The sequence below is a fragment of the Marinovum sp. genome (genome assembly GCF_034669705.1).
Taxonomy (GTDB): Bacteria; Pseudomonadota; Alphaproteobacteria; order Rhodobacterales; family Rhodobacteraceae; genus Marinovum.
In genome coordinates, this window is record NZ_JAXMOR010000005.1 from 177,709 (window position 1) to 204,270 (window position 26,562).

Consider the following 26,562-nt stretch of genomic DNA (forward strand, 5'->3'; position numbering starts at 1 on the left):
AAGCCCCCCATGACAGCCACCGACGCGCCACCCGCCGAGGACGCCAACGCCGCCATCGCCCGCGAGGAACGCAGCTCCGCCCTGCGCACCATCCGCCGGGTGGCGCCCTATCTCTGGCCCGACGAACACCCTTGGGTGAAAAAGCGCGTCACCGCCGCGATGGCGATCCTGGTGCTGGCCAAGCTGATCGCTGTGGCCACGCCGATGCTCTACAAGGCTGCGGTCGACACCCTGGGCGGCGAGGCCTCGACCCTGCTGCTCGGCGCGGTGGGGCTGACGGTGGCCTATGGCATGGCCCGGCTGATGACCAACGGCTTCCAGCAGCTGCGCGACGCGCTGTTTGCCGCCGTGGGCCAGCGCGCCCTGCGCAAGCTGGCGCTCGAGACCTTCACCCATATCCACCGCCTGTCGATGCGCTATCACATCACCCGCAAGACCGGCGGGCTGAGCCGGATCATCGAGCGTGGCGTCAAGGGCGTCGACTTCCTGCTGCGCTTCATGCTGTTCTCGATCGGGCCGCTGATGCTCGAGCTGCTGCTGATCGGGGTGGTGCTCTTCTTCCTGTTCGACATCTGGTATCTGGCGGTGGTGGCGGTGACCATCGGCCTGTACATCTGGTTCACCTTCAAGGTCACCGAATGGCGGGTCAAGCTGCGGCGGCAGATGAACGACCAGGACACCGATGCCAACCAGAAGGCGATCGACAGCCTGCTCAACTTCGAGACGGTCAAGTATTTCGGCGCCGAGGGCCGCGAGGCGCGGCGCTATGACGGCGCCATGGCGGGTTATGAGCAGGCGGCGCTCAAGACCGCCTATTCGCTGGCCTTCCTCAATTTCGGCCAGTCGCTGCTGATCACCGCGGGCCTGGTGGGGGTCATGGTGATGGCCGCCCTCGGCGTACAGAACGGAGACCTAACGGTCGGCGATTTCGTCATGGTCAACGCCTACATGATCCAGATCACCATGCCGCTGAATTTCCTTGGCACCGTCTACCGCGAGATCCGCCAGAGCCTGGTCGACATGGGCGAGATGTTCACCCTGCTGGGCCAGCCGGCCGAGATCACCGACAAGCCCGCGGCCAAACCGCTGGCGGTGGCGGGCGGCGCGGTGGCGCTGAACGACGTGCACTTCGGCTATGACCCCGCCCGGCCGATCCTCAAGGGCGTCTCGGTCACCGCTGAGGCCGGCCAGAAGGTGGCCATCGTCGGCCCCTCGGGCTCGGGCAAGTCCACCATTGGCCGGCTGCTGTTTCGGTTCTACGACGTCACCGCCGGGTCGCTGACAATCGATGGCCAGGACGTGCGCGACGTCACCCAGGACAGCCTGCATGACGCCATTGGCGTGGTGCCGCAGGACACGGTGCTGTTCAACGACTCGATCTACTACAACATCGAATATGGCCGCGAGGGCGCCAGCCGCGACGAGATCATCGAGGCCGCCCGCGCCGCGCAGATCCACGACTTCATCGAAAGCCTGCCCGAGGGCTATGACACCATGGTGGGTGAGCGCGGGCTCAAGCTCTCTGGCGGCGAGAAACAGCGGGTGGGCATCGCCCGCACCCTGCTCAAGAACCCGCCGATCCTGCTCCTCGACGAGGCCACTTCGGCGCTCGACAGCGAGACCGAACAGGAGATCCAGGGCGCGCTTGATCGCGCCGCCGAGGGCCGTACCGTGCTGATGATCGCGCACCGGCTCTCGACCGTGGCCGAGGCCGACCTGATCATCGTGCTGCAGGACGGCGAGATCGTCGAGCGCGGCACCCACCCCGACCTGCTGGAGCGCGACGGCCGCTACGCCAGCCTCTGGCGCCGGCAGCAGGCCGAGGAAAAGGCCGCCTGAGCCGCATCACGAGCGCGCGAGCGGGGCTGACAGGGCCCCGCCGCAGGCTAGCTTTGAGTCGGTGCAGGGTGCAATTGCAGGGAGAGATGAGATGCGCGACCTCCTGAGCCTGGCCGCAGCGGCCGTTCTGACCACAGCCGGCGCCGCCACGGCGGACCCGAGCTACGATTGCAGCGTCAGGCTGAACACCGCGGAACGCACGATCTGCGACACCGCGCTGCTGTCGGACCTCGACCGGGTGATGGCGGTGATCTTTCATGACAAACGCGACCAGATGACCCCGGCCGATGGCCGCGCCCTGCGCAAGGAACAGGATCTCTGGCTGCAGTGGCGCGACACCTGCGGTGCCGCCACCTCCTGCCTGCGCCGCCGCTACGAGCAGCGGATTATCGACCTCGCCCCGCCCGGCGAGGTGCCACCCAATTTCGGCTGCGCCGAGAACCCCTACGGCAGCATCCCGACCGCGGCCGAGCTTCCACCGCGCGACTGAGCGCCGCTCCTCTGCTTCTTCTGGCCTGTAAAAATTCCCGGGGGAGTTGCCAAAGACGGCGTCGGCAGCGCCCCCATCTGCCCGCCTATTCCCCCGCCGCCTCGGCCGGCAGATCGAACACCTGCCCCGGATAGATCAGGTCGGGGTCGCGGATCTGTCCACGGTTGGCGTCAAATACCCTTACGTAGAGCAGCCCCTCGCCATAGCGGTCGCGCGCGATCTGCCAGAGCGTGTTGCCAGGCTGCACGGTCACGATCCGGACCGGTCCTTCGCCGCCTTCGACCGCCGAGGCCTCCTCGAGCGTGGCCCGATCCTCCCGCAGAAAGGGCGTTTCAGCACGGGATTTCACCTCGCCCACGCCGTTTACCTCGTCGACCCGCAGGGTATAGACCCCCTTGTCGACCTCCGGCAGCGTCACCCGCCACGAGCCGTCCGGGCGGATCCGTGAGGTGGTGACCGGGGTGTTGTCGAGATAGACCCGCACAAAGCCATCCACGGTGACCACGCCGCGCCCGGCCAAGGCCACATCGCCGGCGTCATCATAGCTGATGGTGTCGATCGCAACCCGGTCGAGCACGTCCGGACCGGCCAGAATCCGCACCCCCTCGTCATCCGAGGCCAGCAGCCGCGGCGCGGCGTCGGGCTCAGGAGCCTGTGGCTTCGGGGTCTCGGCCCTGGTGGTCTCAGACCCGGCGATCGTGGACTCGGGAATTTGGGGCTCGGCAGTCTGCGGCTCGTCCGGCAACTCGGCGCCGGTCTCCTCGGGCCCAGCCTGTTCTGGGGCCGCTGCGGTCTGCGCCGGCAGGTCATCTGCATTGCCGGCATCGCGCGCGGTCCCCGGCGCGCCCGCGCTCTCGGCCGGGTCCGAACGCCGCGGTCCCGTGTCGTCGCGGGCCGTCTGCTCGGGCGCAGTCGCCGTCTCCGCGCGGTCCGGCGTCACCGGCTCTGGCGCGGCGTCAGTCATTTCAGCCGCCGGAGCGGCCTCTTCGGTCTGACGCGGCGTAGCCTCGGCCAGAGCGGTTTCTTCACCCGCAGGCTCTGCGACGGCCTGTGCAGGGTCCGCGCCAGCCTCGGCGTCACCCGGCAGAGGCTCGGTCGATGCGGTCTCGCGGCCGGCCGTCCGCGGGGCAAGCTCTGCGGCCGTTCGGTCACCGGTGGCCGGTTCAGCGAGCGCCACGGTCGGCCCGGCCTCGTCCGCTGACGTTTCAGGCGCGGTCTCATTGCTGTCAGGGCGCGCGCGGCCTGCGTCATCCGTCGCTTCGGCCATCAAGACTGCGTCCGCCGCAACTGACGAAGTCGCGTCGCCGGCCGGACCGGCCGCACTCTCGTCGCCGGCGACGTCTGGCGCACTCTCGGTGCCGGCGGCCTCTGGCGCGGTCTCAGGGCCTGCGAGCACAGGCGCGGTCGCGTCGCCTGCGGGTTCGGGCACCGCCGCCGCAACTTCAGACGGTACGTCACTTTGCGCCGCCTCGGAGCCAGTCTCGACCGGCGTCGCGGGCCTGTCGCTTGGTCCAGACGCGGGATCCGCCAGCTCGGGCTCGCGGATCGCGGCGGTCGTCTCTGCGCCGTCTTCCGGCTCGGTCTCGGCCGCCGAGGTCACATCCCGCGCGGCGTCAGCCACTGTGTCACCGGACTCGACACCGGAGCTGTCAGCCTCGGTCCCGCTGCCGGAGGCCGCCGCCCCAGCTTCGGCCACCTCTGCAGGCAAGACCTCCTCCGCAGGCGCGTCTGCGCTGGTCTCTGCCGCGGGCGACGCCACTGCGGGCGCACCGGCAGCCTCCGGCGCGGCGTCGCTCGCCTCGGCCGAGGCCGGATCGGACTGCGCGGCTGCGCGCTCATCGGCAGGATCGGGCGCGGTCGCGGGGACCGAAGCCGCTTGTCCCGGGGGGGCCGCGAGGGTTGCGCTCTGCTCTGGAGCGGGTTTTTTGACCGCGCCGAAGGGGGCGACGATGATCTCGGTCTTGGAAAAGACCTCTTCCTCGGCCAGCCGCATGGCCAGGGTCATCAGTCGCGGCCGCGGGCTGGGCGGGATGCGCAGCAGGCTGACGAAGCGGCCGTCACGACCGGCGGTGGCCCCGCCGATCTCGCCACCGTCGAGGAAGATCCGCACCTCGGCCCGGGCCGCGCCTTCGCCTGCCACGATGGCCGAGCCGTCAGGCTCGATCCGCACCAGGTCGAAAGTCGGCGGCTCCGGCGCAGGCCGGGCCTCGGCCGCAACGCCCGGCTCGGAGGTTGGCTCCGCGGTTGGCGACGCGGCTGGTTCGGCGGTCGTTTCGATCACGGGCTCGGGCTCCGCGACCGGCTCGGGCTCCGCGGCCGGCTCAGGCTCCGCCACGGGCTCAGGCTCCGGTGCGGGCTCGGCCTCGGCGACCGTTTCGGTATCGGCGGCCGGCGTGGGCTCTGCCACCGGCGCGACCGCTGGCTGGCTCTCGGGGGCCGGTGTCGGTGCGGCCGCGGGTTCTGGGTCCGGTTCCGGGGCCGGCACGGCGACGGTCTCGGGCTCTGCCGTGCCATTGGCGGCATCGGGAAGGCTCAGTGCCGCCGGGGTCTCGTCACCGGCCTCTGGATCGGGATAGAGCGACCACGCGACATAGCCCGCCACGGCCACAGCCGCGCCGGCAACGCCTCCGCCCAGCAATCCGATCCACTTCGCCATCGTCATCCCCCTTGCGCGCGTCAGAACCTTGCGACGTGCGCGCCTCGCAGTCCCTGCAGATTTGCACAATTAACCGTGCAACCACTGGAAAAAAACGTATAAAACACCATCAAGGCCGGTCATCGCGGTCAAAATGTGGATTTCCGGCGACATTTTCGGACCCACCCTGCCCCCGGTGCCGATCGGTGGGGGCCGGCCGGTCCGGGCGCGTTGACTTCCGATGCTGCGCGCGCAACATGACGGCATGATAGACCACCCCCGAGGCAGGAGCGAATGACAATGGCCGACATCTCTGTGTGCGTTTACTGCGGCTCGCGCGACGGCGCCGATCCGGCCTATGCCGCGGCGGCCGAAACCCTGGGCCGGGCGCTGGCCGGCGAAAGCTGGCGGTTGGTCTACGGTGCCGGCGACGTCGGGCTGATGGGGCGGGTGGCACGCAGCGCACAGGAGGCCGGCGGCCAGACCTTCGGCGTGATCCCCAAGCACCTGCTCGACGTCGAGGTCGGCAAGCGCGATCTGTCGACCTTTGTCGTCACCGAAACGATGCACGAGCGCAAGAAGGTCATGCTGATGAACGCCGATGCGGTGGTGCTGCTGCCCGGCGGTGCGGGATCGCTCGACGAGTTCTTCGAAGCGCTGACCTGGGCGCAGTTGGGCCTGCACGCCAAGCCGGTGGTGCTGCTCAATGTGGCGGGCTACTGGGATCCGCTTCTGGCGCTGCTCGACCACGTGATCGATCAGGGCTTTGCCGAACCCTCGTTGCGCCGGTTCTGGGGCAAGACCGCCTCGGTCGAGGACTGCCTCGCCAGCCTGCGTTCGGCCCTGTCGCGGCCCAGCGACGCCAGCGTGTAGATCGCCAGCGCGGCCCAGATCATCGGGAAGGCAACGCCGTGCCACTGGCTGACCGGCTCGGCAAAGATCAGCATGGCGACAAGGAACTGCAGCGTCGGGTTGAGGTATTGCACCAGCCCGACGGTGGCCATCGGCACCCGCCGCGCGGCGGTCGAGAACAGGATCAGCGGCATTGCGGTCAGCGGCCCGGCCCCGATCAGCAGCGCCAGCGTGCCCCAGCTCAACCCGGCCTCGGTACCGACCGCGCGCAGCCGCGCAAGACCGGCGCCCTGCTCCGATCCAGACAGCATGATCACCACCAGCGCGATCGGCACCAGCACCAGAACCTCGCCGGTGACCGAGATCACCGGGCCGGCGGACATCTGTTTCTTAATAAGACCATAGAAGCCGAAGCTGAAGGCCAGTACCAGCGAGATCCAGGGGGCCGCCCCAAGCCCCCAGGTCAGAAGCGCGACCGCGGTGGCGGCGAGGCCCACCGCCAGCCATTGCGCCCGGCTCAGCCGTTCGCCAAAGACCAGCCGGCCCAGCAGCACCGCCACCAGCGGGAAGATGTAGTAGCCGAGGCTGGCCTCGGTGGCATGGCCGTTGCTGACAGACCAGATGAAGAAGAACCAGTTGGTCGAGATCATCAGCGCCGCCAGCGCCACCACGACCACGCCGCGCCCGGCCAGCATCGCGCGCAATTCGCCAAGCCGGCCCTGCACCGCGATCACCACCGCAAAGAACACCGCCGACCAGAGCGTGCGATGGGCCAACACCTCGAGTGCCGGGATCTCCGCCAGCATCCGGTAGTACAGCCCCGAGAGGCCCCAGATGCAGCAGGCCGCGACCATGGCAAGGATACCGCCGCGCCGGCTGGCGCTCTGCTCGTTCGTCATGATCGATCATCCCCGTGGTGGCACCGGCTGCCGCGCCCCCCCGTGCACTCGGCACCGGGCGGCGGCGAAACCGCGCCAATTAACCAACGCCCAGGTCAGGCAACAAGGCCCTGCGCCCGGGCACACACCGCGTCGTTCCCTTGCCGCATCGGGCGCAAAGGAAACGGCCCGCCGGATCTCCGACGGGCCGTGTCATCAGATCAGCGCGTGGCTCAGGCGCTTGCGAGGCGTTCCGCGACGTTTTCCCAGTTCACCAGGTTGTCGAGGAAGTTGTCGAGATAGGCCGGGCGCTTGTTGCGGAAATCGATGTAGTAGGAATGCTCCCACACGTCGCAGCCCAAGAGTGCGGTCTGGTCAAAGCACAGCGGGTTGACGCCATTCTCGGTCTTGGTGACCTTGAGCGAACCGTCGGTGTCGACCACCAGCCAGGCCCAGCCCGAGCCGAACTGGCCGGCACCGGCGGCGGCGAACTGTTTCTTGAACTCGTCGACCGAGCCGAAGCCATCCTTGAGGCGGCTTTCCAATTCGCCCGGCATGGAAGCGTTGTTCGGGCCCATCATCTCCCAGAACTGCATGTGGTTCCAGTGCTGCGAGGCGTTGTTGAAGATGCCCGACTGCGCCACGGCGCCGCTGTCATAGGTGCCCTTGACGATCTCTTCGAGGGTCTTTCCTTCCCACTCGGTGCCGGCGATCAGCTTGTTGCCGTTGTCGACATAGGCCTTGTGGTGGATGTCGTGGTGGTACTCGAGCGTCTCCTTGCTCATGCCTTGGCCGGCAAGAGCATCATGCGCATAGGGAAGATCGGGAAGTTCGAAAGCCATGGGTAAACCCCTTTTTCTTGGTGGTCGCGTTCCCGGTATAAGTGAGCGCCAGCGGCCGTGAGGTCAACCCCTGCCCGCGTTGCGCCGCACGGTATATTCGGGCCGGTCCAGCACCTTGGCCCGCCAGTGCAACGCAGCGCAAAGCGTCACTTTCGACGTCACGACCGGAGGGAAGCCGTCCAGCCGCCCCGGTCTCCTCCCCGCTCCCTGCCCGCCTAGTGAAACCCCACCGCCGATCCCGGCCGGGCCGCGCTCTTCAACAGGTCGAAGACATACCGCGCCACCGAACGGTAGCAGATCACCTGCGCCCTGGCCTCGCTTTCCAGCCAGAAGGCCGCCGGCACCTGCGCCAACCGCGACCGTCTCAGCTCGCCCGGAGGCAGCGCCGTGGCCGACATGTCCGCCGGGGTCAGCTTGGCCAGAACGTCGCGCAGCCCGCCGCCACGCAGCTCGAACATCGCGCGGGCGTCAGAGACATCCGTCACCAGCGAGTGAAACTTGAACAGCAGCTTTTCCATCGACGCCACCGCCGCCGGCACTTCGTCATAGGGGCAGAGCACCAGCACCTCGTCCGGCGCCATCCACAAGAGCCCGCGCTGGCCCGCGCACTGCGCCGCGCGGCGGGCCGGCATGTCGAACCCGGCGACACCGGTGGCGGCGTTCTTGACCGGCGGCAGAGCGAGGTCACCGCGCAGCGAGATCATCCCCTGTGCCGGCATCTCGCGCACCGAGATCAGACCGTCGAACCGTGCGCCGCCAAGCGCGGTGACCGGTTGTGTCAGCGCCTCAGACATTCTGCTTCTCCCCGTCCTTGTCGTAGAAGACCGGATCGACGATCCGCGCCTCGATCATCGTGGTGCCGTCGGTCCTGGCAAAGCGGATCACCTCGCCGATCCGCTCCGGCCCGTGCCGCACCAGACCCATGGCAATGCCACGCCCCAACGTCGGGGAGTGGTAGGCAGAGGTCACCCGTCCCTGCACGTTGCGCTGGCCATTGGCATTCTCACCCTCCTCGACCGCATAGGCGCCATCGGGCAGCACCGAGCCGTCGAGCGTCTCCAGCCCCACCAGCTTCCAGCGGTCCTCGCGGACCATGTCGGGGCGCTCCTGCGCGCGCTTGCCGAGGTAGTCGGCCTTCTTCTTCGAGATCGCCCAGTCGAGGCCGAGGTCCTGCGGGATCACCGTGCCGTCGGTCTCGTCGCCGATCATGATGAAGCCCTTCTCGGCGCGCAGGATGTGCAGCGCCTCGGTGCCGTAGGGCATGACGTCGAACTGCCGCCCCACGGTCAGCAGGAGGTCCCAGAGCTGGCGCGCATAGCCCGCCTTGACCGCGATCTCGAAGCTCAGCTCGCCGGAGAAGGAGATGCGGTAGAGACGCACCGGGATGCCGCCAAGTTCGCCCTCGGTCCAGCCCATGAAGGGCAGCGTCTCGGCGCTCACGTCCATGCCGCCGATCGCCTCGAGCACCTTGCGGGCCTTGGGGCCGACGACGGCGATCTGGCCGTATTGCTCGGTGACATTGGCGGTGTAGACCAGCCAGTCCCACCATTCGCACTGCAGCCAGTCCTCCATATGGGCATGGATCGCCTCGGCGCCGCCGGTGGTGGTGTGGCAGAGGAAGGTCTCGTCATCGATCCGCGCCACCACGCCGTCATCGATCAGGAAACCGTTCTCGTTGCACATCAGCCCGTAGCGGCAGCGGCCGGGTTTCAGCGTCGACATCATGTTGGTATAAAGCATGTCGAGGAAGCGGCCGGCATCGGGGCCCTTGACCACGATCTTGCCCAGCGTCGAGGCGTCGAGCAGCCCGAGGTTCTGCCTTGTGTTGGTGACCTCGCGCATCACCGCCTCATGGGTGCTCTCGCCGGGGCGCTTGATGCAGTAGGGACGGCGCCACTGGCCGACCGGCTCCCACTCGGCGCCATTGGCGTTTAGCCAGCCGTGGATCGGGGTCTCGCGCACCGGCTGGAAGGTCTCGGCGCGGGCCGGGCCGGCGATGGCGCCCATCGAGATCGGGGTATAGGGCGGGCGGAAGGTGGTGGTGCCGACCTGCGGGATCTCGGCGCCGAGCGCGCCTGAGAGCGTGGCCAGCCCGTTGATGTTGCTGAGCTTGCCCTGATCGGTGGCCATGCCCAGCGTGGTGTAGCGCTTGGCGTGTTCGACGCTCTCGAAGCCCTCGCGGGCGGCGAGTTGCACATCGGAGACCTTGACGTCGTTCTGGTAGTCGAGCCAGGCCTTCATCCGGTGGCGTATCGAGGCGCCCTGCGGCATCATCCAGACCGGTGCCAGCGGCGCCTCCTCCTGCGGGCCGGCCTGCGGCGCGGCCCTTGTCTTCGGCCCGGGCTCAAGGCGCGCGGCATCGTCGAGCACCTCCTGCAGGGTCAGCGCGCCATTGGCCGCCCCCACAGCGTGGACCATCGGCTGGCCCCTGTCGCCGGTCGGCGGCCGGTCGGGGTCGGGGCGGAACATCACGCGGGTCTGGTCCCAGACCAGCTTGCCGCCGCAATGCGACCAGAGGTGCACCACCGGCGACCAGCCGCCGGACATGGCAACCGCCTCGCAGGCGATCTCCTCGATCACCGCACCGCCCTCGCCGGCATGTGAACAGATCGCCACGCCACGCACCCGCCTGGTGCCCTGCACATGGTCGATGGCGTGCCCCTGCAGGATGCGGATGCCCATCTTGCGGGCTTCGGCCATCAGCGGGCTGTCCTTGGGCAGCACCCGGGCGTCGAGGATCGCCGGCACCGCGAGGCCGGCCTTTCTGAGACTGAGCGCGGTGCGATAGGCGTCGTCGTTGTTGGTGACCACCACGGTGCGGTCGCCGGGGCTGACCGCCCAGTTGACCACGTAGTCGCGCACCGCCGAGGCCAGCATCACGCCGGGCAGGTCGTTGCCGGCAAAGGGCAGTGGCCGCTCGATGGCGCCGGTGGCGGTGACGATCCGGCCGGCGCGGATCCGCCAGAGCCTGTGGCGCGGGCCTTTCGCACGCGGCGCGTGGTCGGTCAGCCGCTCGTAGGCCAGTGCGTAGCCGTGGTCATAGACCCCGGCCGCCATGCAGCGGCTGCGCAGGGTGACGTTCTCCATCACCTCGAGATCGGCCAGCAGCATCGCCACATAGGCCTCGGTCGAGTGGCCCTCGATCTCGCCGCCATCGACCGGCGCGCGGCCGCCCCAATGGGCAGTCTGCTCGACCAGAAGCACCCGCGCGCCGGTCTCGCCTGCACGTTTCGCGGCCTCCAGACCGGCAATGCCACCGCCGACCACCAGAGTGTCGACATGGGCATGAAAGTGCTCGTAGGTATCGGGATCGCGGGCCTCGGCATCGGGGGCCTGGCCGAGACCGGCGGACTTGCGGATGAAGGGCTCGTAGACATGTTTCCAGAAGGCGCGCGGCTGCATGAAGGTCTTGTAGTAGAAGCCCGCCGGCAGGAGGGACGAGAGCGCCGCATTGAGTGAACCGATGTCGGTCTCGAGGCTGGGCCAGTGGTTCTGGCTGCGGGCGGTGAGACCGTCGAAGAGCTCGGTGGTGGTGGCGCGCTGGTTGGGCTCGAAGCGGTGCCCCTCGCCCAGCCCCATCAGCGCGTTGGGTTCCTCGGCGCCGGAGGCCACGATGCCGCGCGGGCGGTGGTACTTGAACGAGCGGCCGACCAGCACCTGGTCATTGGCCAGCAGCGCCGAAGCGAGGGTGTCGCCGGCGTGGCCGGTCAGGCGCTTGCCGTTGAAGGTGAAGCTCTGCTGTTTCGAGCGGTCGATCAGCCGGCCGCCTGTGGCGAGGCGTGTGCTCATGGTTCAGGCCCTTTCGCGGGCGGAGACTGCGGGAGCCTCCGGCGGGAGTTTGTCTGGCAAGATGAAGTTCAGGAGGCGGTCCTTGCGGCCCTGCCCGTCTGTCTGTCGCGGATCGCGTCGCGGATGTGTTGCGGCGGTTCGGTTGTCTGGGCCTTGTAGGTGCCGAAGACCTCGAGCGTGGCGGTGTCGCGGGCGGCGAGGAACCATTTGCCGCAGCCATAGGTATGGCGCCAGCGCTCGAAATGCAGGCCGCGCGGGTTGGCGCGGGAGAACAGGTAGTCGTGAAAGGCATCGTCCTCCGAGCCCGGGCCATGGCGGGTCAGATGCGCCTCGCCGCCGGGGGTGAGCTCGGTTTCGTCGGTCTGGACGTCGCAATAGGGGCAATGCAGGGTCAGCATGGCAGGCTCCGGTCGTCATGGCACGGCAAAAGGCGGGCGTCAAAAGACGCCCGCCTTGCAGAGTGGTGGGTCAGGGTCGGGTCAGTCGGCCGCGACGGGCGCGGTGTCCTCTGCCAGCGGCTGATCGGCCGTGGCGGCCGGTGCGTCGATGGCTTCGGGGCCGGCGAGATCGCCGTCGGTGCCGCCGATGGCCACCCAGAGGATGAGCAGCAACGCCACCAGCGCGGCGATGATCCACATCCAGGGGCGGCCACGCGGTTCGCGGGTGTGCAGGGGTTCCTCGCGGGCGCGCAGGGGTTCGGAATGAGAGACAGGGTCAGGCATGTGAAGGCCTCCTTTCGTATATCAGAAAGTAGGTCTCGGGTGGCTGTCCTGACAGGGGGAGCGCCGATGGTTTCGCGCCATGAGCCAATTTTCGCGAAGCGCCGGGCGAATTGCAGGCCGGGATTGGCCGGGTTCCCGAGGGCCGTGCGGTTTTTATCGTCAGCGGCGGGTGTCGTCGTCGCGAGACGCGACAACAGCGACTGGCCCGGCGCGCACTTGGCGGCCGGGCTTCGGGTCAGGCAGGCGCCGGTGGCGTTACTGGCCGTCGGCGGCGTCTTGCACGGCGTCGCCAGCGCCCTCGACGGCTTCGCCTGCGTTCTGGGCCGGTTCGGCGGCGCCTTCGATGGTGACATTGACGTCATTGGCGCCGGCAGCGGTGTCGGGCACGTCTGCGCCGGCAAAGAGGAACCAGGCGATGACCGCCACGATGACCACGAGAATGCCGACGATGAAGGCCAGGCCGCTGTTGCCGCCGGAGCTGTTCGTGGTGGTCGTGGTGGTGGTGTTGAGATGTTCGCGATCGGTGTGGTCAACCATGTCAGGTCTCCTGTGAAACGGGTTTTCACAGGGCAAACGTCGGGGCGCGGCCGGGGGTTCCCGGCAGGCGACGCCGCTGGTGCCGCAGCGCGGAAATCCGCCGATGGGGTCAATGCGCCACCCCCGCCGCCACGCTCTCGTCGATGAAGCGCCCCTCGCGGAAGCGGCCGAGCGAAAACGCCTCGGTGAGCGGGGAGTGGCCCTTGGCCATCAGCTCGGCCATGCCCCAGCCCGAGCCGGGGATCGCCTTGAAGCCGCCGGTGCCCCAGCCGCAGTTGATGTAGCAGCCTTCAAGTGGGGTTTTCGACAGGATCGGCGAGCGGTCGCCGGTCATGTCGACGATGCCGCCCCACTGCCGCATCATCTTGAGCCGCGAGATCATCGGAAAGGTCTCGATCAGCGCGCGCACGGTTTCCTCGATATGGTGGAAGGAGCCGCGTTGGGTGTAGTTGTTGTAGCCGTCGGCGCCGCCGCCGATGACCATCTCGCCCTTGTCGGACTGGCTCATGTAGCCGTGCACCGTGTTGGCCATCACCACCACGTCCATGCAGGGCTTGATCGGTTCCGAGACCAGCGCCTGCAGCGCCACCGATTCCACCGGCAGGCGGAAGCCGGCCTTTTCCGCCAGCACACCGGAATGGCCGGCGACCACCAGGCCCAGCTTGTCGCAGGTGATCTCGCCCTTGCTGGTGGTCACACCGCTGACGCGGCCCTCCTTCTGGTGGATGCCGGTGACCTCGCATTGCTGCAGGATATGCATCCCCATGGCGGAACAGGCGCGGGCATAGCCCCAGGCCACCGCATCATGGCGCGCGGTGCCGCCGCGGGCCTGCCAGAGCGCGCCCAGCACCGGGTAGCGGGGACCGGAGAGTTCGATGATCGGCACCAGCTCCTTGACCCGGGCGGGCGGGATCCACTCGGTCTGCACCCCCTGCAGCGCGTTGGCATGGGCGGTGCGCTGGTAGCCTCGGACCTCGTGCTGGGTCTGGGCCAGCATCATCACGCCGCGGGGGCTGAACATCACGTTGTAGTTCAGGTCCTGGCTCATCGTCTCGTAAAGCGACCGGGCCTTTTCGTAGATCGCGGCCGAGGGGTCCTGCAGGTAGTTCGAGCGGATGATCGTGGTGTTGCGGCCGGTGTTGCCGCCGCCGAGCCAGCCCTTCTCGATCACCGCCACATTGGTGATGCCGAAGTTCCGGCCGAGGTAATAGGCAGTGGCCAACCCGTGCCCGCCGGCGCCGACGATCACCACGTCGTAGTGCTTTTTCGGCTCGGGCGAGGCCCAGGCGCGCTCCCATCCCAGGTGATAGCGCGCGGCTTCGCGGGCGACGGCAAAGGCCGAATATCGCTTCATGTGGCTCGGTCTCCGTTGGCGCCGGTCGCGGCGGCTGTGGTGTGGTCGTTCTAGAGGACGCGGGCAGTCTGCACGCCGATCAAATCCGCCACAATGCCGATTAATCACGACATCGCGGGCCAAAGCGACGTTTCCCCCGTCCCTCCGACAGGTTAGGACGGGGCATGATCGTTGACGACATCACAGATTTCGCCGCGGCCGTGCCGCCGATGACCGCCATCGCCGGGCTCGACCTCGGCGACAAGACCATCGGCGTGGCGGTCTCCGACAGTTTCCGCTCGGTGGCGACGCCGCTCGAGACCATCCGGCGCAAGAAGTTCGGGCTGGACGCGGCGCGGCTGCAGGAGATCCTCGCGGCGCGCAGCATCGGCGGGGTGATCCTCGGGCTGCCGCGCAACATGGACGGCTCGGAGGGGCCGCGCTGCCAGTCGACACGGGCCTTTGCGCGCAATTTCTCGCGGCTCTGGGACGGGCCCATTGGCTTTTGGGACGAGCGGCTGTCGACCGTGGCCGCCGAACGGGCGCTCCTTGAGGCGGATACGTCGCGAAAACGTCGCGCCGAGGTGATCGACCATGTGGCCGCCTCCTATATCCTGCAGGGGGTGCTTGACCGGATGCGGCATCTGGGGGGCGCATGACACGCGGGGAACGGATGAAGGACGAGGTCTGGAAACGCGACGAGATCGAGAGCCCCTGCGTGCAGATCTGCGTGATCCACCCAGAGGCGCGTATCTGCGCCGGCTGCCTGCGCTCGATCGAGGAAATCAGCCGCTGGTCGCAGATGGCAACCGAGGAACGACGCGCCATCATGGAGGAGTTGCCCCACCGGCGCGGTCACCTGAAAAAACGCCGCGGCGGTCGCGCGGCGCGTCTGGGTCGCAAACCCTGACAGAGCGCCCCGATGGGACGCTCGTGACAAGGGGCTCGTGGTGCTCCCGCGCTTTCGTGGCTCAGGCGGCGCGTTCGACCACCACGTCGGCGGCCCTTAGGCTGCCGAAGGCCCCCGCGACGATGACGGCGGTCAGCCTGCCCTGCGCGTCTTCGAGCACCACGGCGGCATCGCGGCCTTGGGCGCCGGCCGGTTTGATCGACACCGTGGTGTTTTGGGCCATGCCCTCCGGCAGCATCAGCAGAACCTGCTCGTCGCCCGAGGCGAAATCGGTGATCACCGGCACGTCGTCGTCTTCGGTGGCGGCCTCCTCGGCCAGCGGATAACCGGCATGGAAGTCTTCGGACCCGGCGGCATCGTCATCCAATGTGGTCATCAGGGCATCAAGGTCCACCGCGTCCTCTTGCGGATCGACAGGCGCAAGCTCTGCGTGCCCGGCCTCGGCAGGCTCGACATGGCGCGCGACACCGACGGTCTCGGCCTCCGGTGCGGTCTCTGCGGCGGCGGGACCGGAGAACGACGGCACCAGCCGGGCGATATCGAGCGCCTCGCCCATCCGCCGGACCTGGCTAAGAAGGTCTTCCTTCTCGCCGCCCTCGTAATCCTCGCCAAGGTGGTAGTCGCCTGTCGCGGCCGCGGCCGGCTCGGCCATGGCAACACGGGATTGGCTTCCGATCCCGGACATGCCGGCAAGCCCTGCCGCGGCCAGCCCGGTTCCCAACAGCATCAGCATTTCAAGCATGTGTCTCTCCTTTTGCCTGCCAGACACGCTAGGCGGACAAAAGGGAGCGATTTGGACGGAATTGTGATTGTTTCGGCGCGGCAGATGGCAGAAAGGCGCCGCCCGTTCAGCCCCAGATCGCCTTGCGCAGCATGTTCAGCGCCACCAGCGTCAGGAACACCGCGAATACCCGCTTGAGCGGCTTGGGATCCATCGCATGGGCGATCCGCACCCCAAGCGGCGCGGTGATCAGCGTCATCGCGATGACGATGCCGAAGGCCACAAGGTTGACCGCGCCGAGAGTCAGCGGCGGCCGGTTCCCGGGCGCGATCTGGAGAAACAGGAAGCCGGCCACCGAAGGCACCGCGATGAGCACGCCAAAGCCTGCCGCGGTGGCCACCGCCCGGTGGATCGGCACGTTGTACAGGCTCATCAGCGGCACGCCAAAGCTGCCGCCACCGATCCCCATCAGCACCGACAGAAAGCCCATCGCCGGCGAGAGCAGCGCCCGGGTCAGCCCCTTGGGCATCGCATCCGCCAGCCGCCAATGCGCCCGGCCGAGCCCGAGGTAGAGCCCGATCACCACCCCCAGCACACCGAACAGCGCCTGCAGCGTGACCGAGCGCAATGAGGCCGCCGCCAGCACCCCCAGCACCGCGCCCACGGCAATGCCCGGCGCCCAGGTCTTGAGGATGGCCCAGTCCACCGCGCCCTTGCGGTTGTGGCTCATCACCGAGCGTACCGAGGTGACGATGATCGTTGCCAGCGAGGTGGCCAGACACATCTGCATCAGCTGCGGCCCGTCATAGCCCAGGGTCTGGAAGGCATAGAAGAACGCCGGCACCAGCACGATGCCGCCGCCAACGCCAAGCAGCCCGGCCAGCACGCCGGCAAAACCGCCGATCACCACCAGCAGCACAAACATCTGGATCAGCAACATCGTGTCGGGCATGGCCTGTCTCCTGAAAGCTCGCCTTGGGCCTTACACCGCGGGGCGGCAAAGGAAAAGCCGATCAGCCCGCGGTGACGCCCTCGACCTCCGAGAGCGCGCGCAGCACCAGTTCCGGCCCCGCGCCCTTTTGCGAGGCGCCCTCTGACAGCACCCGCCGCCACTGCCGCGCCCCCGGCCGCCCGGCAAAGAGCCCGAGCATGTGCCGGCTGATCTGGTGCAACCGCCCGCCGGCCGCCAGATGCGTCTCGATATAGGGCAGCATCGCGCGCACCGCCTCGTCCGGCCCGGCCAGCGGCGCTGTCGCGCCATAAACCGCGGCATCCGCCTGACCAAGGATGTCCCAGGGCTGGTGATAGGCGGCGCGGCCAATCATCACCCCGTCGAGCCCGGCGGCGAGGAAGCCGCGGGCTTGTTCAAGCGAGGCGATGCCGCCATTGACCGACAGATGCAGCTGCGGGAAGGCCGCCTTCATCTCCTGCACCAGCGGGTAGTCGAGCGGCGGAATGTCGCGGTTTTCCTTGGGCGAGAGCCCCTTGAGCCAGGCCTTGCGCGCGTGAATGGCAAATCGGCCGACGCCGGCTGCGGCCACGGTCTCGAGGAACGCCGGCAGCACCTCGCGCGGCTCCTGGTCGTCGACGCCGATGCGGCATTTCACCGTCACCTCGACATCGACCTCGGCGATCATCGCGGCACAGCATTCGGCTACCAGCTCGGGCTGTTTCATCAGCACCGCCCCGAAGGTGCCCGACTGCACCCGGTCCGAGGGGCAGCCGACGTTGAGGTTGATCTCGTCATAGCCCGCATCGGCCCCCAACCGCGCGGCCTCGGCCAGTTCCCGCGGATCAGAGCCGCCCAACTGCAGCGCAATGGGGTGTTCCGCTGGCGAGAACTCCAGCAGGTGCACCGCCCCGCCCCTGACCAGCGCCGGCGCGGTGACCATCTCGGTATAAAGCAGGGTCTCGCGGCTGATCAGTCGATGGAGGTAGCGGCAATGGCGGTCGGTCCAGTCCATCATGGGTGCAACGCTCAGCCGGGCGGAACTTTCAACCTTACTTTTCAATGCGTTAACCTCAACTCCGAATGAGCTTCATGTAGCTCGGTCAGCGTGGATTTCCTGGGGTTCCCCCCGGTTTTCCAAGGTTTTCGATTCAGGATTGCTACCGTGTAGCACATCCGCGCTGCCAGAACACCGCCGGTTTCTCCGACCAGGTTCAGCCCGCGCACCGCCCCTTTTCGTGCTCGGCCTGAACCAAGGAAGTCGGGAGTCAAACCTCAGAATATTTTTTCCGCGGACGCACCGACCTCCCTCTCACAACAGTGAAGAAGGAACCATTTCCATGACCACCATCAGCGACAGCACCAAGAACGTCCTGGCCATGATCACCGCACAGCAAGCTGCCCGCGGTCAGGCTGCCCCTGCCTGGGAACAAATGTCGAGTCAGGCAATCGCCCCTGCGCCCACGCAAGATGTTGCCCTTGCCAAGCCTGCGACCAAAAGGAAAGCCAAGGCCAAGAAATCGAAGAAGACCGGTGACTTCGAAGAACGGCACATCGCGCGCATTGCCAATGCTGACGGCCGTGTAACATACCGGGTCCAGATTCGCCGGAAGGTGAATGATAAGTCCCGTAGTCTCTGCCATACGTTCAGTCATCTGAGGAATGCGAAGAAGTGGCGCGATAAGAGGCTGGCCGAGATCGAGTTGCACGGTTTCCCGATCGAAGTAACAAACGACACAACGGTCGCGGACGTGATTGCCGATCGGCTGAAGCGCGGCAAAAAACTTGGCAAATCTGCTTTGCAGAACTTGGAGTATATCCGGGATCACGAGTTCGGCCAAACCAATGTCGCTTTGCTTACGCAGCAGCGGCTCTATGACTTTGCCGGGACTCTGCTGGATGGCGACAGAACGCCACAGACCGTGGCGGGCTACATGACGCATCTGGCCGCGACCCTGAAATGGGCGCACAGGCGCGGAACCCTTCTTCCCATCGAGGCAGTATCATTGGCCATGGAAACCCTCTGGGAAGACGAAGTTCTGGCTCGGTCCAATGAAAGGAACCGGCGACCCCAGCTGGCGGAACTCGATGCGATCCTCAATGCCCTCGTCGAGAACCGCCGCCAAAAGCTTCCAGTCGCGGCCATCGTAGTTTTTGCCATCTACTCGGGGCGCAGGCTGGGCGAGATTTGCCGGTTGCGCTGGGAGGATCTGCGGGAGGACAAAAGCCAGATCCTGGTTCGCGACATGAAGCATCCGCGCAAAAAGAAAGGCAACGACGTCTGGTGCAAACTGCCGCCCGAGGCGCTGGCGATCATCCAAGCAATGCCCCGCACTGCCCCACGTATTTTCCCTTTTTCGGAAAGGTCGATTGGCACCGCCTACGCGCGTCATCGGGACAAGGTCGGCATCACGGATCTGCGTTTCCATGATCTTCGGCATGAGGCCATCAGTCGGCGCTTTGAGATGGGCGAACCCGCCTCCTTTGTTGCCAAGTTCTCGGGGCACAAAAATGGCGGCTGTCTCTACCGATACGAGCACGTTGAAGAAATAGGCGACAAGTTTGCCGGTTGGCCTTGGTTCGACCGCGTCCTGAAGATGTGCAGGACGCTTCAGGCGGAAGATCACGTCGCAGACCCAATCTGCTGACGGTATCAATCAAACCGCCTAACAAGAATTTGCATCGATCCCAGGTCCTCTTCAGAACTGAAGAGACGATGGAGCCCCCCATGAAGACAATCGACCTCCTGCTTGCACGTTTTGGCGGTGACCCGGTCATCCCACTCGAAGTTGCGGCAAGCTACTGGAACTACAAGCCGGATACTTTGAAGCAAAAGATCGATGACGGCGAGGTCCGGATCCCATACTTCAGTCTCGACGAAGGCAAACAGAAAGCGCGCAAATTCGTTCTGCTCGTGGACCTCGCCGCTTTGATCGAAAACCGGTATGCCGCTGCCGCGGCGAAGTTTCAGGATTAATGGGAAGAACTCGATGCTGCCTGAGGACTGGAGGGCGCGGCGGACATCGCCGCGCCATTCCACCGTCAAAGACATTCTGGCAGGTCTCAGGACCATTTGGGTGCCTGTCAATCACGATTGCACGATTTCGCCCACCGACCTCCGCCGCCCCATGCGACCCGCTTGCTCTTCCACTGGATTGAGAACATCTCAATGCGGATTTCTTATGGAGGAAGGCCGCCGGAGCCCAAGCGTCCTTCACGGTCGGCTGCGAAAGCTTGGACGATGACACGGTGCGGCGAGATCGGTAAGTGTCTGCGCCGCATGGGCAACGAGTTTGAAGAGGCCGCACACCGTGTTGGCGTGTTTCGCTTCCAAGGCCAACCGACTTCCGTGAAGCCCACGGAGGGCAATAACCCCTCCTGGGTCCGGACTGGCGCTTTGCACGATGCTTCAGCGACCCCAAGCAACATCCAACCGGCGCGCTGACGTTGACCGTGTGACGCACTGGCCCCGGAAGGGAGCCTGTTCCATCTGGACAACCACCTCACTTTTCTGAATACCATCCGCAATGCGGGACCGGCGGACGAGCCGCCGAGCTGCATCGAGCTCGAGAGCCACCTCGAACGGCGGCGCCGCGAAGTCGGCTCGAGCGCCTACTTTCGGGCTTAGAATAGTGGAAATAGGGGTGTCGGACCCAATGCAACGTGTGATTTTCCGGGCAATATCGGTCCCAATCACATGGATCTCGCGGCACGCCTGAACGGTTAAGCACTGGTCCTTTTAATTGGCGAAGCGCCAGGTTTCTGCACGGATGCGTGCGCCCGCCGGACCCTCTCGAGGTCGTGAGGGAAACTCAACTCTTGCTCGGCGCGTGCGAAGGCAAGCACTGCCTGCTCATGAGCCGCCTGGCTGATTTCCGTCGCTGGCAGCTGTGCCAGAAGGGCAAGTGAGCGCTGGAGCCAGATGCCGACTTCGACCGATCCTACGCCGTCTTTGCTGATCGCCGCATATGCATCCTCCAATAGATCCCGGGGGTCCAACGGCGGCACGAATACCCTTTCGAACTGCGGCTGCGCACTGGCTTCGGCGTCCTCGTTAATGCTCCAGGCCCGAATGATCCGTGACATCCGCACAACAATGTCTATGGCCGTCCCTGGATCGTTGATCCCCGGCGACAAAGCGCGAGAGCCGATCTCCGACATGACGATAAGACCAAAGCGCGGATCACTGGCATACGTGCGGCGCTCGGCCACGATGAAGGCATCGAGCAATTCGCTCAGTTCCAGTACAGTTTGCCCAGCCGAGGGCTTTATCGTCGCGAGCGCCCGCTGCGGGTGGACGAACGCGCCCGGCAGGATTCGGACGCAGATCACGGCCTCGTTCTGTTGTGCCCATTTGTCGAGCCGGCCGGTGTCGATGTGCTGGATGAAGCCGAGCTCCTCAGAATAGAGATCGACCCCGCCCTCCGGGAGACTGCCGATTGGCCGTCCACCCAGCGGAGCGGCGTTGTGGAAATGGTCGAACGCCTCGCGCGTTGCCGCGTCCACCTTCTCGATAGTGTTTCCCAGCCGCCCCAGCCGAGCAATGTTGTCGACCCAACGGACAAAAGTGAGGACCACCCAAGCGAATATCGCGATGGTGAATAGGAAGAGCGCGAAACGCCCGGCGACTTCGAAGTAACCGACCTTGATTGCGATGATACCTACGATGCTGAAGATGAAGGCACCGATGAAGCTTGACAGTGCCTCTTGGGACAACCCGTCCGAAATGATCAGAGCAAAAGCCCGCGGCGTCGCACTGCCGCCCGCCGAGGCATAGGCTGATACCATGGAGGCGACGGCGAAGGTCGCCACCCCCAGCATGCTGGCAGAGATCACCGTTAGCAGCTTCTCGACCGTCTCGGTGCTAATGTCGGGCACAATCTCCTGGAGCGGAAGCCTGTCCGCGAGATGCGCCACGAACACCACCGCGACCGCGAGAACCGCATTGCGCAGAGGCTTGACCCAGAGCTTTTCGCGCAGGTTCCGGATGGTAATCTTCAGGCGGCTACGGATCATAATGGCACCCCAGTGAGATTTTGCATCCTCGCGCAGCAACCCGAGACTATGCAAGCTCAAAGCGGAATCGCGTTGGACCGCTCCGTGCACCGGAGATATCGCCGACGTCACTTGCCTAACTGATGGTTTGTTTTACTTGTCGCGGGACGCATCACGCGAAGGATTGTCGATCATGAAGCCGCTGTTCTGGGTCATCTCCGCCTTCTTCGTGGTTCAGACAATCTTTCCATTAATTCGCAGCTCCAAATGGTGGATCCGCGTGAGCGATTTCCCCCGCCTTCAGATCGCCTCAGCGCTGGCCGTCCTGCTGGTCGGTTACCTGGTCCTGTTCGGGATCACCGACCCCTGGGACGTTCTCTACCTGGTGGCCGTCGTGCCGGCGCTGTGCCTGCAGCTGTTCCGGATCTTTCCCTATACGATCGGCGCGCCGAACCAAGTCATGCAGGCGTCTGCGCATCGTCCGGAGAACCGCATCCGGGTGTTGATCTCGAACGTCCTGATGGAGAACCGCAACCCGATCGATCTTCTTCAGGTCGTCCGCGACGTCAGACCCGATCTGCTGCTCGTGATGGAGACAGACGACTGGTGGCACCAGAAACTCGAGGCGCTCCATTCGGTGTTTCCGTATCGGATTAAACGCCCGCAGGACAACTACTACGGCATGGAGCTTTTCTCGAAGCTGGAACTCGAAGCCAACGACGTCCGGTTTCTGCTGTCCGACAAGATCCCCTCGATCCGAACCGGTGTGCGCCTGCCGTCAGACGTCTGGATCGACTTCTACGGCATCCACCCTCGGCCGCCAGACCCGGACCATGACAGCGAGGGGCGCGACGCCGAGATCCTGCTCGTCGCTAAGGAAATGCGCCAGTCGAAGCGCGCCGCCATCGTGGCAGGTGATCTAAACGACGTCGCCTGGTCGCATACCACCCGGCTGTTCCAGCGGATGAGCGGCGCCTTGGACCCACGGCGTGGTCGTGGCATGTTCAGCACCTTCCATGCTGGCCACATCCTCTTGAGATGGCCACTCGATCATGTCTTTCACGATAATTCGTTCACCTTGGTGGAATTGCGCCGTCTGCCAAATATCGGCTCGGACCATTTCCCGGTTCTCGTCGAACTGCAATACGAGCCGAAGGCCGAAGCGGAGCAGGACGCCCCCGACGTAGTCCAGGCAGATCGCGAGGAGGCGAAGGAGATGATCGAAGAGGGACGTGAGGCTGTGGACTAACGCGGGCGCGCTGTTCAAAGTTTGGACCGGACGGAGCGCTGATCCTGACCGTCCTGTCCAGGCAAACCGATCTCCGAAAAAAGGAAGGCTCGGATACTCGGGCGTATCCTATGGATATCATCCGGATTATCATCGCGATTCTGCTGCCGCCACTGCGCGATTTTCTCCGAGAAGGGCTGGGGCAGCACTTCTGGATCAAAATCATCTTGACGATCTTCGGATATGTGTCCGGGAACATCCGCGCGCTTTACATTATCATCAAGAGGTGACCTGCGACCCTACACGTTTGGCGCCTCACTCTGGCTACCTCTTTCTGAAATATGGGTTTTCGTCTCTCGGCAAGTGTTAGGGAGATGGCTCAGATCAGGCCGAGGCATCGCAACGTTTCGAAGGACGTAGCGTGATGGACCAGGTCGTTCCGTCTCTCCGTGAAAGTTCGATCTCGCCATTCAGCTGTTTCGCCAAAGCCTCGACAATACGGCTGCCGCCACCGCGTTGTGCTGGAGTGTCGTCGATTCCAGAGCCATCATCTGCCACCAGGAGGTGATAGCCGCCTTTCGCTTCCGCAAAGGTGATCCGGACCAAGCCGGACGTTCGATCCGTGAAGGCATGCTTGATTGCGTTCGTGATCAACTCGTTGGCCAGCAGAGAAAGAGGCAGCGCGGTCTCCGCATGGAGCTCTGCGTCAAAGATCTCGCTCACAAGAGTAATGTGTGGTGGGCAGATAGAGAGGCGGAGGTGGTCCAAAAGTGCGGTGAACAGCGCCTTGGATGTCAGGAACTCGCTCTCGTTCCGATCGTCCAGAATGTCATGCACGATTGCGATCGAACGGATGCGGGCGGCTGCCGCTGTCAGCGCCTCGGTTGCCGCTGGGTGCTCAGCTGTCCGCGCCTTGGTGCGCAGCAGAGCGGACACAATGGCAAGGTTGTTCTTCACCCGATGAACGAGCTCGCGTCGAAGATCTTCTGCCGTTTTGAGCGCCGCTCGTAGCTGGTCCTCTGTCCGGCGCTGGATCACCAGCTGGGCGTTCAGACGTCGGATCTGTTGCGAATGATCGGCGAACCGATGCGGCGTCGGATGGGATTCCATTAATAGGACCTGTGGCTCGGCATGACCGGCGAGCAAAAGGCCGCGCCCCTTCAGTTCAATCTGCTGGTCCTCGCGCCACAGCGCCAAGGGAGTCCAGCTTGACGAGATACCAACCGAATGCAGCGCTTTTGCAAGGGTGCCCCTCCGAGGCTGCCAGTCATCAAGCCTCGCGAGGCGCGGGATGCCTTCTCGCCGGCCCATAACTGTATGTGCCCGAGTGTTGCAGTCCACCACTTTGCCCTTCAGATCAACAATCACAATAGCAACCGGAAGTTCCAAAAGAACGCGCTGCGCAATTTCTGGTCCCCCATGCGATTGCCCTTGGGTCACGGGCCCTCCGCGAGATCAGGGTCGAAGGCTCGGTAATATTCCCGTTCGCTCACGGCGTTGCCGGGGGTTTGCGTCAGGCGCACGACCACCCGGCACCCCGGGTCCCCTTGTGCGATCGTCTCCTGTAGCTCCACGCGTGCATATCCGAGATTGTCAGCCGTGATTCGACCGAAAACGTTCGAAGTCATCATGCACAAAGATGGCCGATCCTTAACTGCCGCGCCGAACGGACAGCGCCTGTTCCCGAAGACCAGTTCATCCCTTGAGGCCGAGATAAGATAGAAGTCGCCGCCAATGCGCTTCTTGAGATCGATACATACTTCGCCGACCTCTTCGGCACTCAGACGGCGGGTGCCCATAGCTTCTTTGTAACTGTCATCGATCCAACGGCCGACGCTGCTTCCGACAGTGCTGATGTAGCCTTCGGCCGCCTCGACGCCGATGACGTCTTCCAAGCTGCCGGACAGTTCACGCACAAATTTGCGAAGGAAAAGGTCTCGGTCGAGATCAAGGTCAACAGCCTCAATGCGTTTCGACATCCGAATCCTCCGTAACGGTTTCCAACGGTCTAAGCATAGCAGAGAAATTCCCGCGTTAGCAGGGCGGCTGGACATCAGGCAATTTCAGTGCAGACGACAAGCCGCGCGGAGGCGGTTACGACCCCCCACCAGCCCCATGGCCTGCGAGGGGCGAGACCGTCCCACTGAAGAGGGAGGGAACTCGATACCGGACGTCCGCTGCGACCCTGTATTACGCAGGATTGGGCCGGAATTACGCATCGACCAAGCGCCAGAAACCATGTTTTCGGCCATGTTCCTGCTTGAGCCCCTCAAGGAACAACGAGTGCGGGGGAAATCGCCGTAATCCTCGATGGCGGCATCGCAGGACTGGCATTCGACCAGGTGGCGCGCCGCGTAGCGATAGCGCTTGGACTTTCCCCCGGAGAGGGTGTCCAGAACCATCGCGCGGCGCATCAGCGTGGCGGCGAGTGGATGCTCGGCTTCGAGCGCGTCAGCCGCCGCCGTCAGGGTGGTATAGGAATTTCCGTCCAGCTTGTCGGCCCGCGCCAGAACAGTCCGTGCCGCGCGGTCGTGAGACGGCCAGTCCACGAGGAAGCTGATCGCGGCGCCGAGGTGCGGGTAGGCCTCAGCGAAGTCCAGAGCGGCTTCTTCGGCCTCGATGTCGTCGAAATCGGGCAGCAGTTTGAGATACTTCCGAAGGCAAGGCGCGCTGAGGGTCTGCTCGAATGTCGCCCACAGATGGGCCTTCAATTCCTCCGTCTTGCCCTGCCGTTCAAGACATTCTTCATAGACCGCATCAAGATCATAGCGGAACATCCGGAACGCCGTTCCGTCTTCAGCGGCGCGGGAACGGGTGACGATGCCAAAAGCCTCGTCAACACGTCCGGCGTCCAACAAGCGCCGGGCCACGTCGGGGGCGATGGTGCCATAGGTCAGCTGTTCTGCGGAATAGCGGGCGATGTAGGCGTCGACATCCCCCTGCGCGTCCGCGACGTCGGCCAGGATGATCGACTGCGTCGCCTGCTTGCTGCGGCGCAGGCTGTCTTCGGCGGACGACATCAGGCCATAACCCTGGTATTGCGCGAGTTCCTGCTCGGTCGGGGGCGCCTCGGCCCAGGTTTCCGTGATCCGCTTGAGATGCTCCAGCCCCTCCTCGCCGAGCGCCTCCGCCGTCGCGGGAATGATCCCGTCGAACTCGCCGTAACGGGCCTCGGCAACCGCGTCGAGAACGCGCTCGGCCAGAGCGGTCCGGTCCTTCGAAACCTTGGGCGATATCTCCGCGATCAGGTCTACCGCGTCACTCATGACGCCACCGATCGCGCCGTTGCTGTCATCGGTGCGTTCGTGGATCGCGGGGGCCAGTTGCAGGAAGGACCAGAGCAGCTCAAAAGCCTCGTCCGGATCCTGCGGGGCGATGGTGGTCTCGATCATGCCCAGCAGACCCTCGAGATCCTTGACCAACGCCCTCTGCTTGCGCCAGTCGACAAAGCTGGTCGCGCGGCGCAGCGAGGCGAAGCGTTTGCGCAGATCGGCGGCAACCTCGTGGGGCCCCTGGGCGGCACTTAGTTCCATCCGCGCGCGACGCTGCAAAGTCGCGCTCCCCTTAACCAGGTCCATGACCAGCGCGGCGAGGCTCGCAGCGCCAAGTTTCTCGAGGTTGGCCTGATTCAGGGTTTTCTTGGACATGATGAGGTGCCGGGGGTTATTGCAGAGTGTCCGGTGTAGAATGTCGCACAGGTCCCGCGGCGACAAGCGCCACGGATCGAGTCCAGCCGCCTGAGGTGGCCCAAAGGCGACTGAGGGCCGTGCGCGCTGCGCCCGGCGGTCGACCCCGGGAAACAGGCATGCGTCCGCTGCTTTCCGTTTCGCTCGAAACCACGC

General features: G+C 65.4%; 25 protein-coding genes. 9 read left to right on the forward strand and 16 right to left on the reverse strand.

Annotation, left to right across the window (positions count from 1 at the left end):
- Nucleotides 1–9 precede the first annotated feature (9 nt).
- Both VOI27_RS05715 and VOI27_RS05720 read left to right on the forward strand, forming a co-directional pair.
- Entirely contained in the window at nt 10–1,839 is a 1,830-nt protein-coding gene (locus VOI27_RS05715) for an ABC transporter ATP-binding protein/permease (protein WP_323764345.1), read from the forward strand.
- Nucleotides 1,840–1,930: 91 nt separating this feature from the next.
- Nucleotides 1,931–2,329, forward strand: coding sequence for a lysozyme inhibitor LprI family protein (locus tag VOI27_RS05720; protein ID WP_323764346.1), 399 nt, complete (start codon nt 1,931–1,933; stop codon nt 2,327–2,329).
- 85 nt (nt 2,330–2,414) lie between these two features.
- Here VOI27_RS05720 and VOI27_RS05725 read toward each other — a convergent pair whose 3' ends face one another.
- Nucleotides 2,415–4,985, reverse strand: coding sequence for a LysM peptidoglycan-binding domain-containing protein (locus VOI27_RS05725; protein ID WP_323764347.1), 2,571 nt, complete (start codon nt 4,983–4,985; stop codon nt 2,415–2,417).
- 279 nt (nt 4,986–5,264) lie between these two features.
- On the opposite strand from VOI27_RS05725, the gene VOI27_RS05730 reads away from it, so the two are divergent.
- Nucleotides 5,265–5,837 carry a TIGR00730 family Rossman fold protein gene (locus VOI27_RS05730; protein WP_323764348.1) on the forward strand — a complete coding sequence of 191 codons (573 nt, stop codon included), beginning with the start codon at nt 5,265–5,267 and terminating at the stop codon, nt 5,835–5,837.
- Here VOI27_RS05730 and rarD read toward each other — a convergent pair.
- The 8 genes from rarD to VOI27_RS05770 form a co-directional block, all read right to left on the reverse strand.
- On the reverse strand, nt 5,723–6,715 hold the full coding sequence (rarD, locus tag VOI27_RS05735) for an EamA family transporter RarD (protein ID WP_323764349.1): 993 nt from the start codon (nt 6,713–6,715) through the stop codon (nt 5,723–5,725). The genes VOI27_RS05730 and rarD overlap by 115 nt on opposite strands.
- 212 nt (nt 6,716–6,927) lie before the next feature.
- Nucleotides 6,928–7,536: a superoxide dismutase gene (locus VOI27_RS05740; protein WP_323764350.1), complete on the reverse strand. Its 609-nt coding sequence runs from the start codon at nt 7,534–7,536 to the stop codon at nt 6,928–6,930.
- Between the two features lie 215 nt (nt 7,537–7,751).
- Nucleotides 7,752–8,330, reverse strand: coding sequence for a sarcosine oxidase subunit gamma (locus VOI27_RS05745; protein WP_323764351.1), 579 nt, complete (start codon nt 8,328–8,330; stop codon nt 7,752–7,754).
- Complete coding sequence (locus VOI27_RS05750) at nt 8,323–11,325, reverse strand: sarcosine oxidase subunit alpha family protein (protein WP_323764352.1); 3,003 nt, start codon at nt 11,323–11,325, stop codon at nt 8,323–8,325. The genes VOI27_RS05745 and VOI27_RS05750 overlap by 8 nt, the downstream gene beginning before the upstream one ends.
- 68 nt (nt 11,326–11,393) lie before the next feature.
- On the reverse strand, nt 11,394–11,723 hold the full coding sequence (locus tag VOI27_RS05755; RefSeq protein WP_323764353.1) for a sarcosine oxidase subunit delta: 330 nt from the start codon (nt 11,721–11,723) through the stop codon (nt 11,394–11,396).
- A gap of 81 nt (nt 11,724–11,804) precedes the next feature.
- Entirely contained in the window at nt 11,805–12,047 is a 243-nt protein-coding gene (locus VOI27_RS05760; protein WP_323764354.1) for a hypothetical protein, read from the reverse strand.
- 255 nt (nt 12,048–12,302) lie between these two features.
- Nucleotides 12,303–12,584, reverse strand: coding sequence for a hypothetical protein (locus tag VOI27_RS05765; protein WP_323764355.1), 282 nt, complete (start codon nt 12,582–12,584; stop codon nt 12,303–12,305).
- 109 nt (nt 12,585–12,693) lie between these two features.
- Nucleotides 12,694–13,938 carry a sarcosine oxidase subunit beta family protein gene (locus tag VOI27_RS05770; RefSeq protein WP_323764356.1) on the reverse strand — a complete coding sequence of 415 codons (1,245 nt, stop codon included), beginning with the start codon at nt 13,936–13,938 and terminating at the stop codon, nt 12,694–12,696.
- Nucleotides 13,939–14,102: 164 nt separating this feature from the next.
- On the opposite strand from VOI27_RS05770, the gene ruvX reads away from it, so the two are divergent.
- Together ruvX and VOI27_RS05780 are read left to right on the forward strand one after the other, a co-directional pair.
- A complete protein-coding gene (gene ruvX, locus VOI27_RS05775) occupies nt 14,103–14,576 on the forward strand; it encodes a Holliday junction resolvase RuvX (RefSeq protein ID WP_323764357.1) in 474 nt (157 codons plus the stop codon).
- Between the two features lie 14 nt (nt 14,577–14,590).
- Nucleotides 14,591–14,827, forward strand: coding sequence for a DUF1289 domain-containing protein (locus VOI27_RS05780; protein ID WP_323764373.1), 237 nt, complete (start codon nt 14,591–14,593; stop codon nt 14,825–14,827).
- Nucleotides 14,828–14,888: 61 nt separating this feature from the next.
- On the opposite strand, the gene VOI27_RS05785 is transcribed toward VOI27_RS05780, so the two are convergent.
- The 3 genes from VOI27_RS05785 to dusA all read right to left on the reverse strand — a co-directional run bounded on the left by VOI27_RS05785 (nt 14,889) and on the right by dusA (nt 17,560).
- Nucleotides 14,889–15,569: a hypothetical protein gene (locus VOI27_RS05785; protein WP_323764358.1), complete on the reverse strand. Its 681-nt coding sequence runs from the start codon at nt 15,567–15,569 to the stop codon at nt 14,889–14,891.
- A 106-nt stretch (nt 15,570–15,675) separates the two neighbouring features.
- Nucleotides 15,676–16,500, reverse strand: coding sequence for a sulfite exporter TauE/SafE family protein (locus VOI27_RS05790; protein WP_323764359.1), 825 nt, complete (start codon nt 16,498–16,500; stop codon nt 15,676–15,678).
- Nucleotides 16,501–16,561: 61 nt separating this feature from the next.
- Nucleotides 16,562–17,560, reverse strand: a complete 999-nt coding sequence (gene dusA / locus VOI27_RS05795) for a tRNA dihydrouridine(20/20a) synthase DusA (RefSeq protein WP_323764360.1) — start codon at nt 17,558–17,560, stop codon at nt 16,562–16,564.
- 277 nt (nt 17,561–17,837) lie between these two features.
- Between dusA and VOI27_RS05800 the strand changes: the two genes are divergently transcribed.
- Nucleotides 17,838–19,145 carry a site-specific integrase gene (locus VOI27_RS05800; protein ID WP_323764361.1) on the forward strand — a complete coding sequence of 436 codons (1,308 nt, stop codon included), beginning with the start codon at nt 17,838–17,840 and terminating at the stop codon, nt 19,143–19,145.
- Between the two features lie 80 nt (nt 19,146–19,225).
- Nucleotides 19,226–19,474, forward strand: coding sequence for a pyocin activator PrtN family protein (locus VOI27_RS05805; RefSeq protein ID WP_323764362.1), 249 nt, complete (start codon nt 19,226–19,228; stop codon nt 19,472–19,474).
- Nucleotides 19,475–20,220: 746 nt separating this feature from the next.
- Here VOI27_RS05805 and VOI27_RS05810 read toward each other — a convergent pair.
- Nucleotides 20,221–21,513 (reverse strand): DUF2254 domain-containing protein, encoded by a 1,293-nt coding sequence (locus tag VOI27_RS05810; protein WP_323764363.1) that lies wholly within the window; start codon nt 21,511–21,513, stop codon nt 20,221–20,223.
- A 172-nt stretch (nt 21,514–21,685) separates the two neighbouring features.
- Between VOI27_RS05810 and VOI27_RS05815 the strand changes: the two genes are divergently transcribed.
- Both VOI27_RS05815 and VOI27_RS05820 read left to right on the forward strand, forming a co-directional pair.
- A complete protein-coding gene (locus tag VOI27_RS05815; protein ID WP_323764364.1) occupies nt 21,686–22,741 on the forward strand; it encodes an endonuclease/exonuclease/phosphatase family protein in 1,056 nt (351 codons plus the stop codon).
- A 110-nt stretch (nt 22,742–22,851) separates the two neighbouring features.
- Nucleotides 22,852–23,010: a YqaE/Pmp3 family membrane protein gene (locus VOI27_RS05820; RefSeq protein ID WP_323764365.1), complete on the forward strand. Its 159-nt coding sequence runs from the start codon at nt 22,852–22,854 to the stop codon at nt 23,008–23,010.
- A gap of 94 nt (nt 23,011–23,104) precedes the next feature.
- On the opposite strand, the gene VOI27_RS05825 is transcribed toward VOI27_RS05820, so the two are convergent.
- From VOI27_RS05825 to VOI27_RS05835, 3 genes are all read right to left on the reverse strand, one after another.
- Complete coding sequence (locus VOI27_RS05825) at nt 23,105–24,160, reverse strand: sensor histidine kinase (RefSeq protein WP_323764366.1); 1,056 nt, start codon at nt 24,158–24,160, stop codon at nt 23,105–23,107.
- Nucleotides 24,157–24,699 (reverse strand): methanogen output domain 1-containing protein, encoded by a 543-nt coding sequence (locus VOI27_RS05830; protein ID WP_323764367.1) that lies wholly within the window; start codon nt 24,697–24,699, stop codon nt 24,157–24,159. Before VOI27_RS05830 ends, VOI27_RS05825 begins: the two co-directional genes overlap by 4 nt.
- Before the next feature lie 84 nt (nt 24,700–24,783).
- Nucleotides 24,784–26,367 (reverse strand): DUF6880 family protein, encoded by a 1,584-nt coding sequence (locus VOI27_RS05835; RefSeq protein WP_323764368.1) that lies wholly within the window; start codon nt 26,365–26,367, stop codon nt 24,784–24,786.
- Between the last annotated feature and the right edge of the window lie 195 nt (nt 26,368–26,562).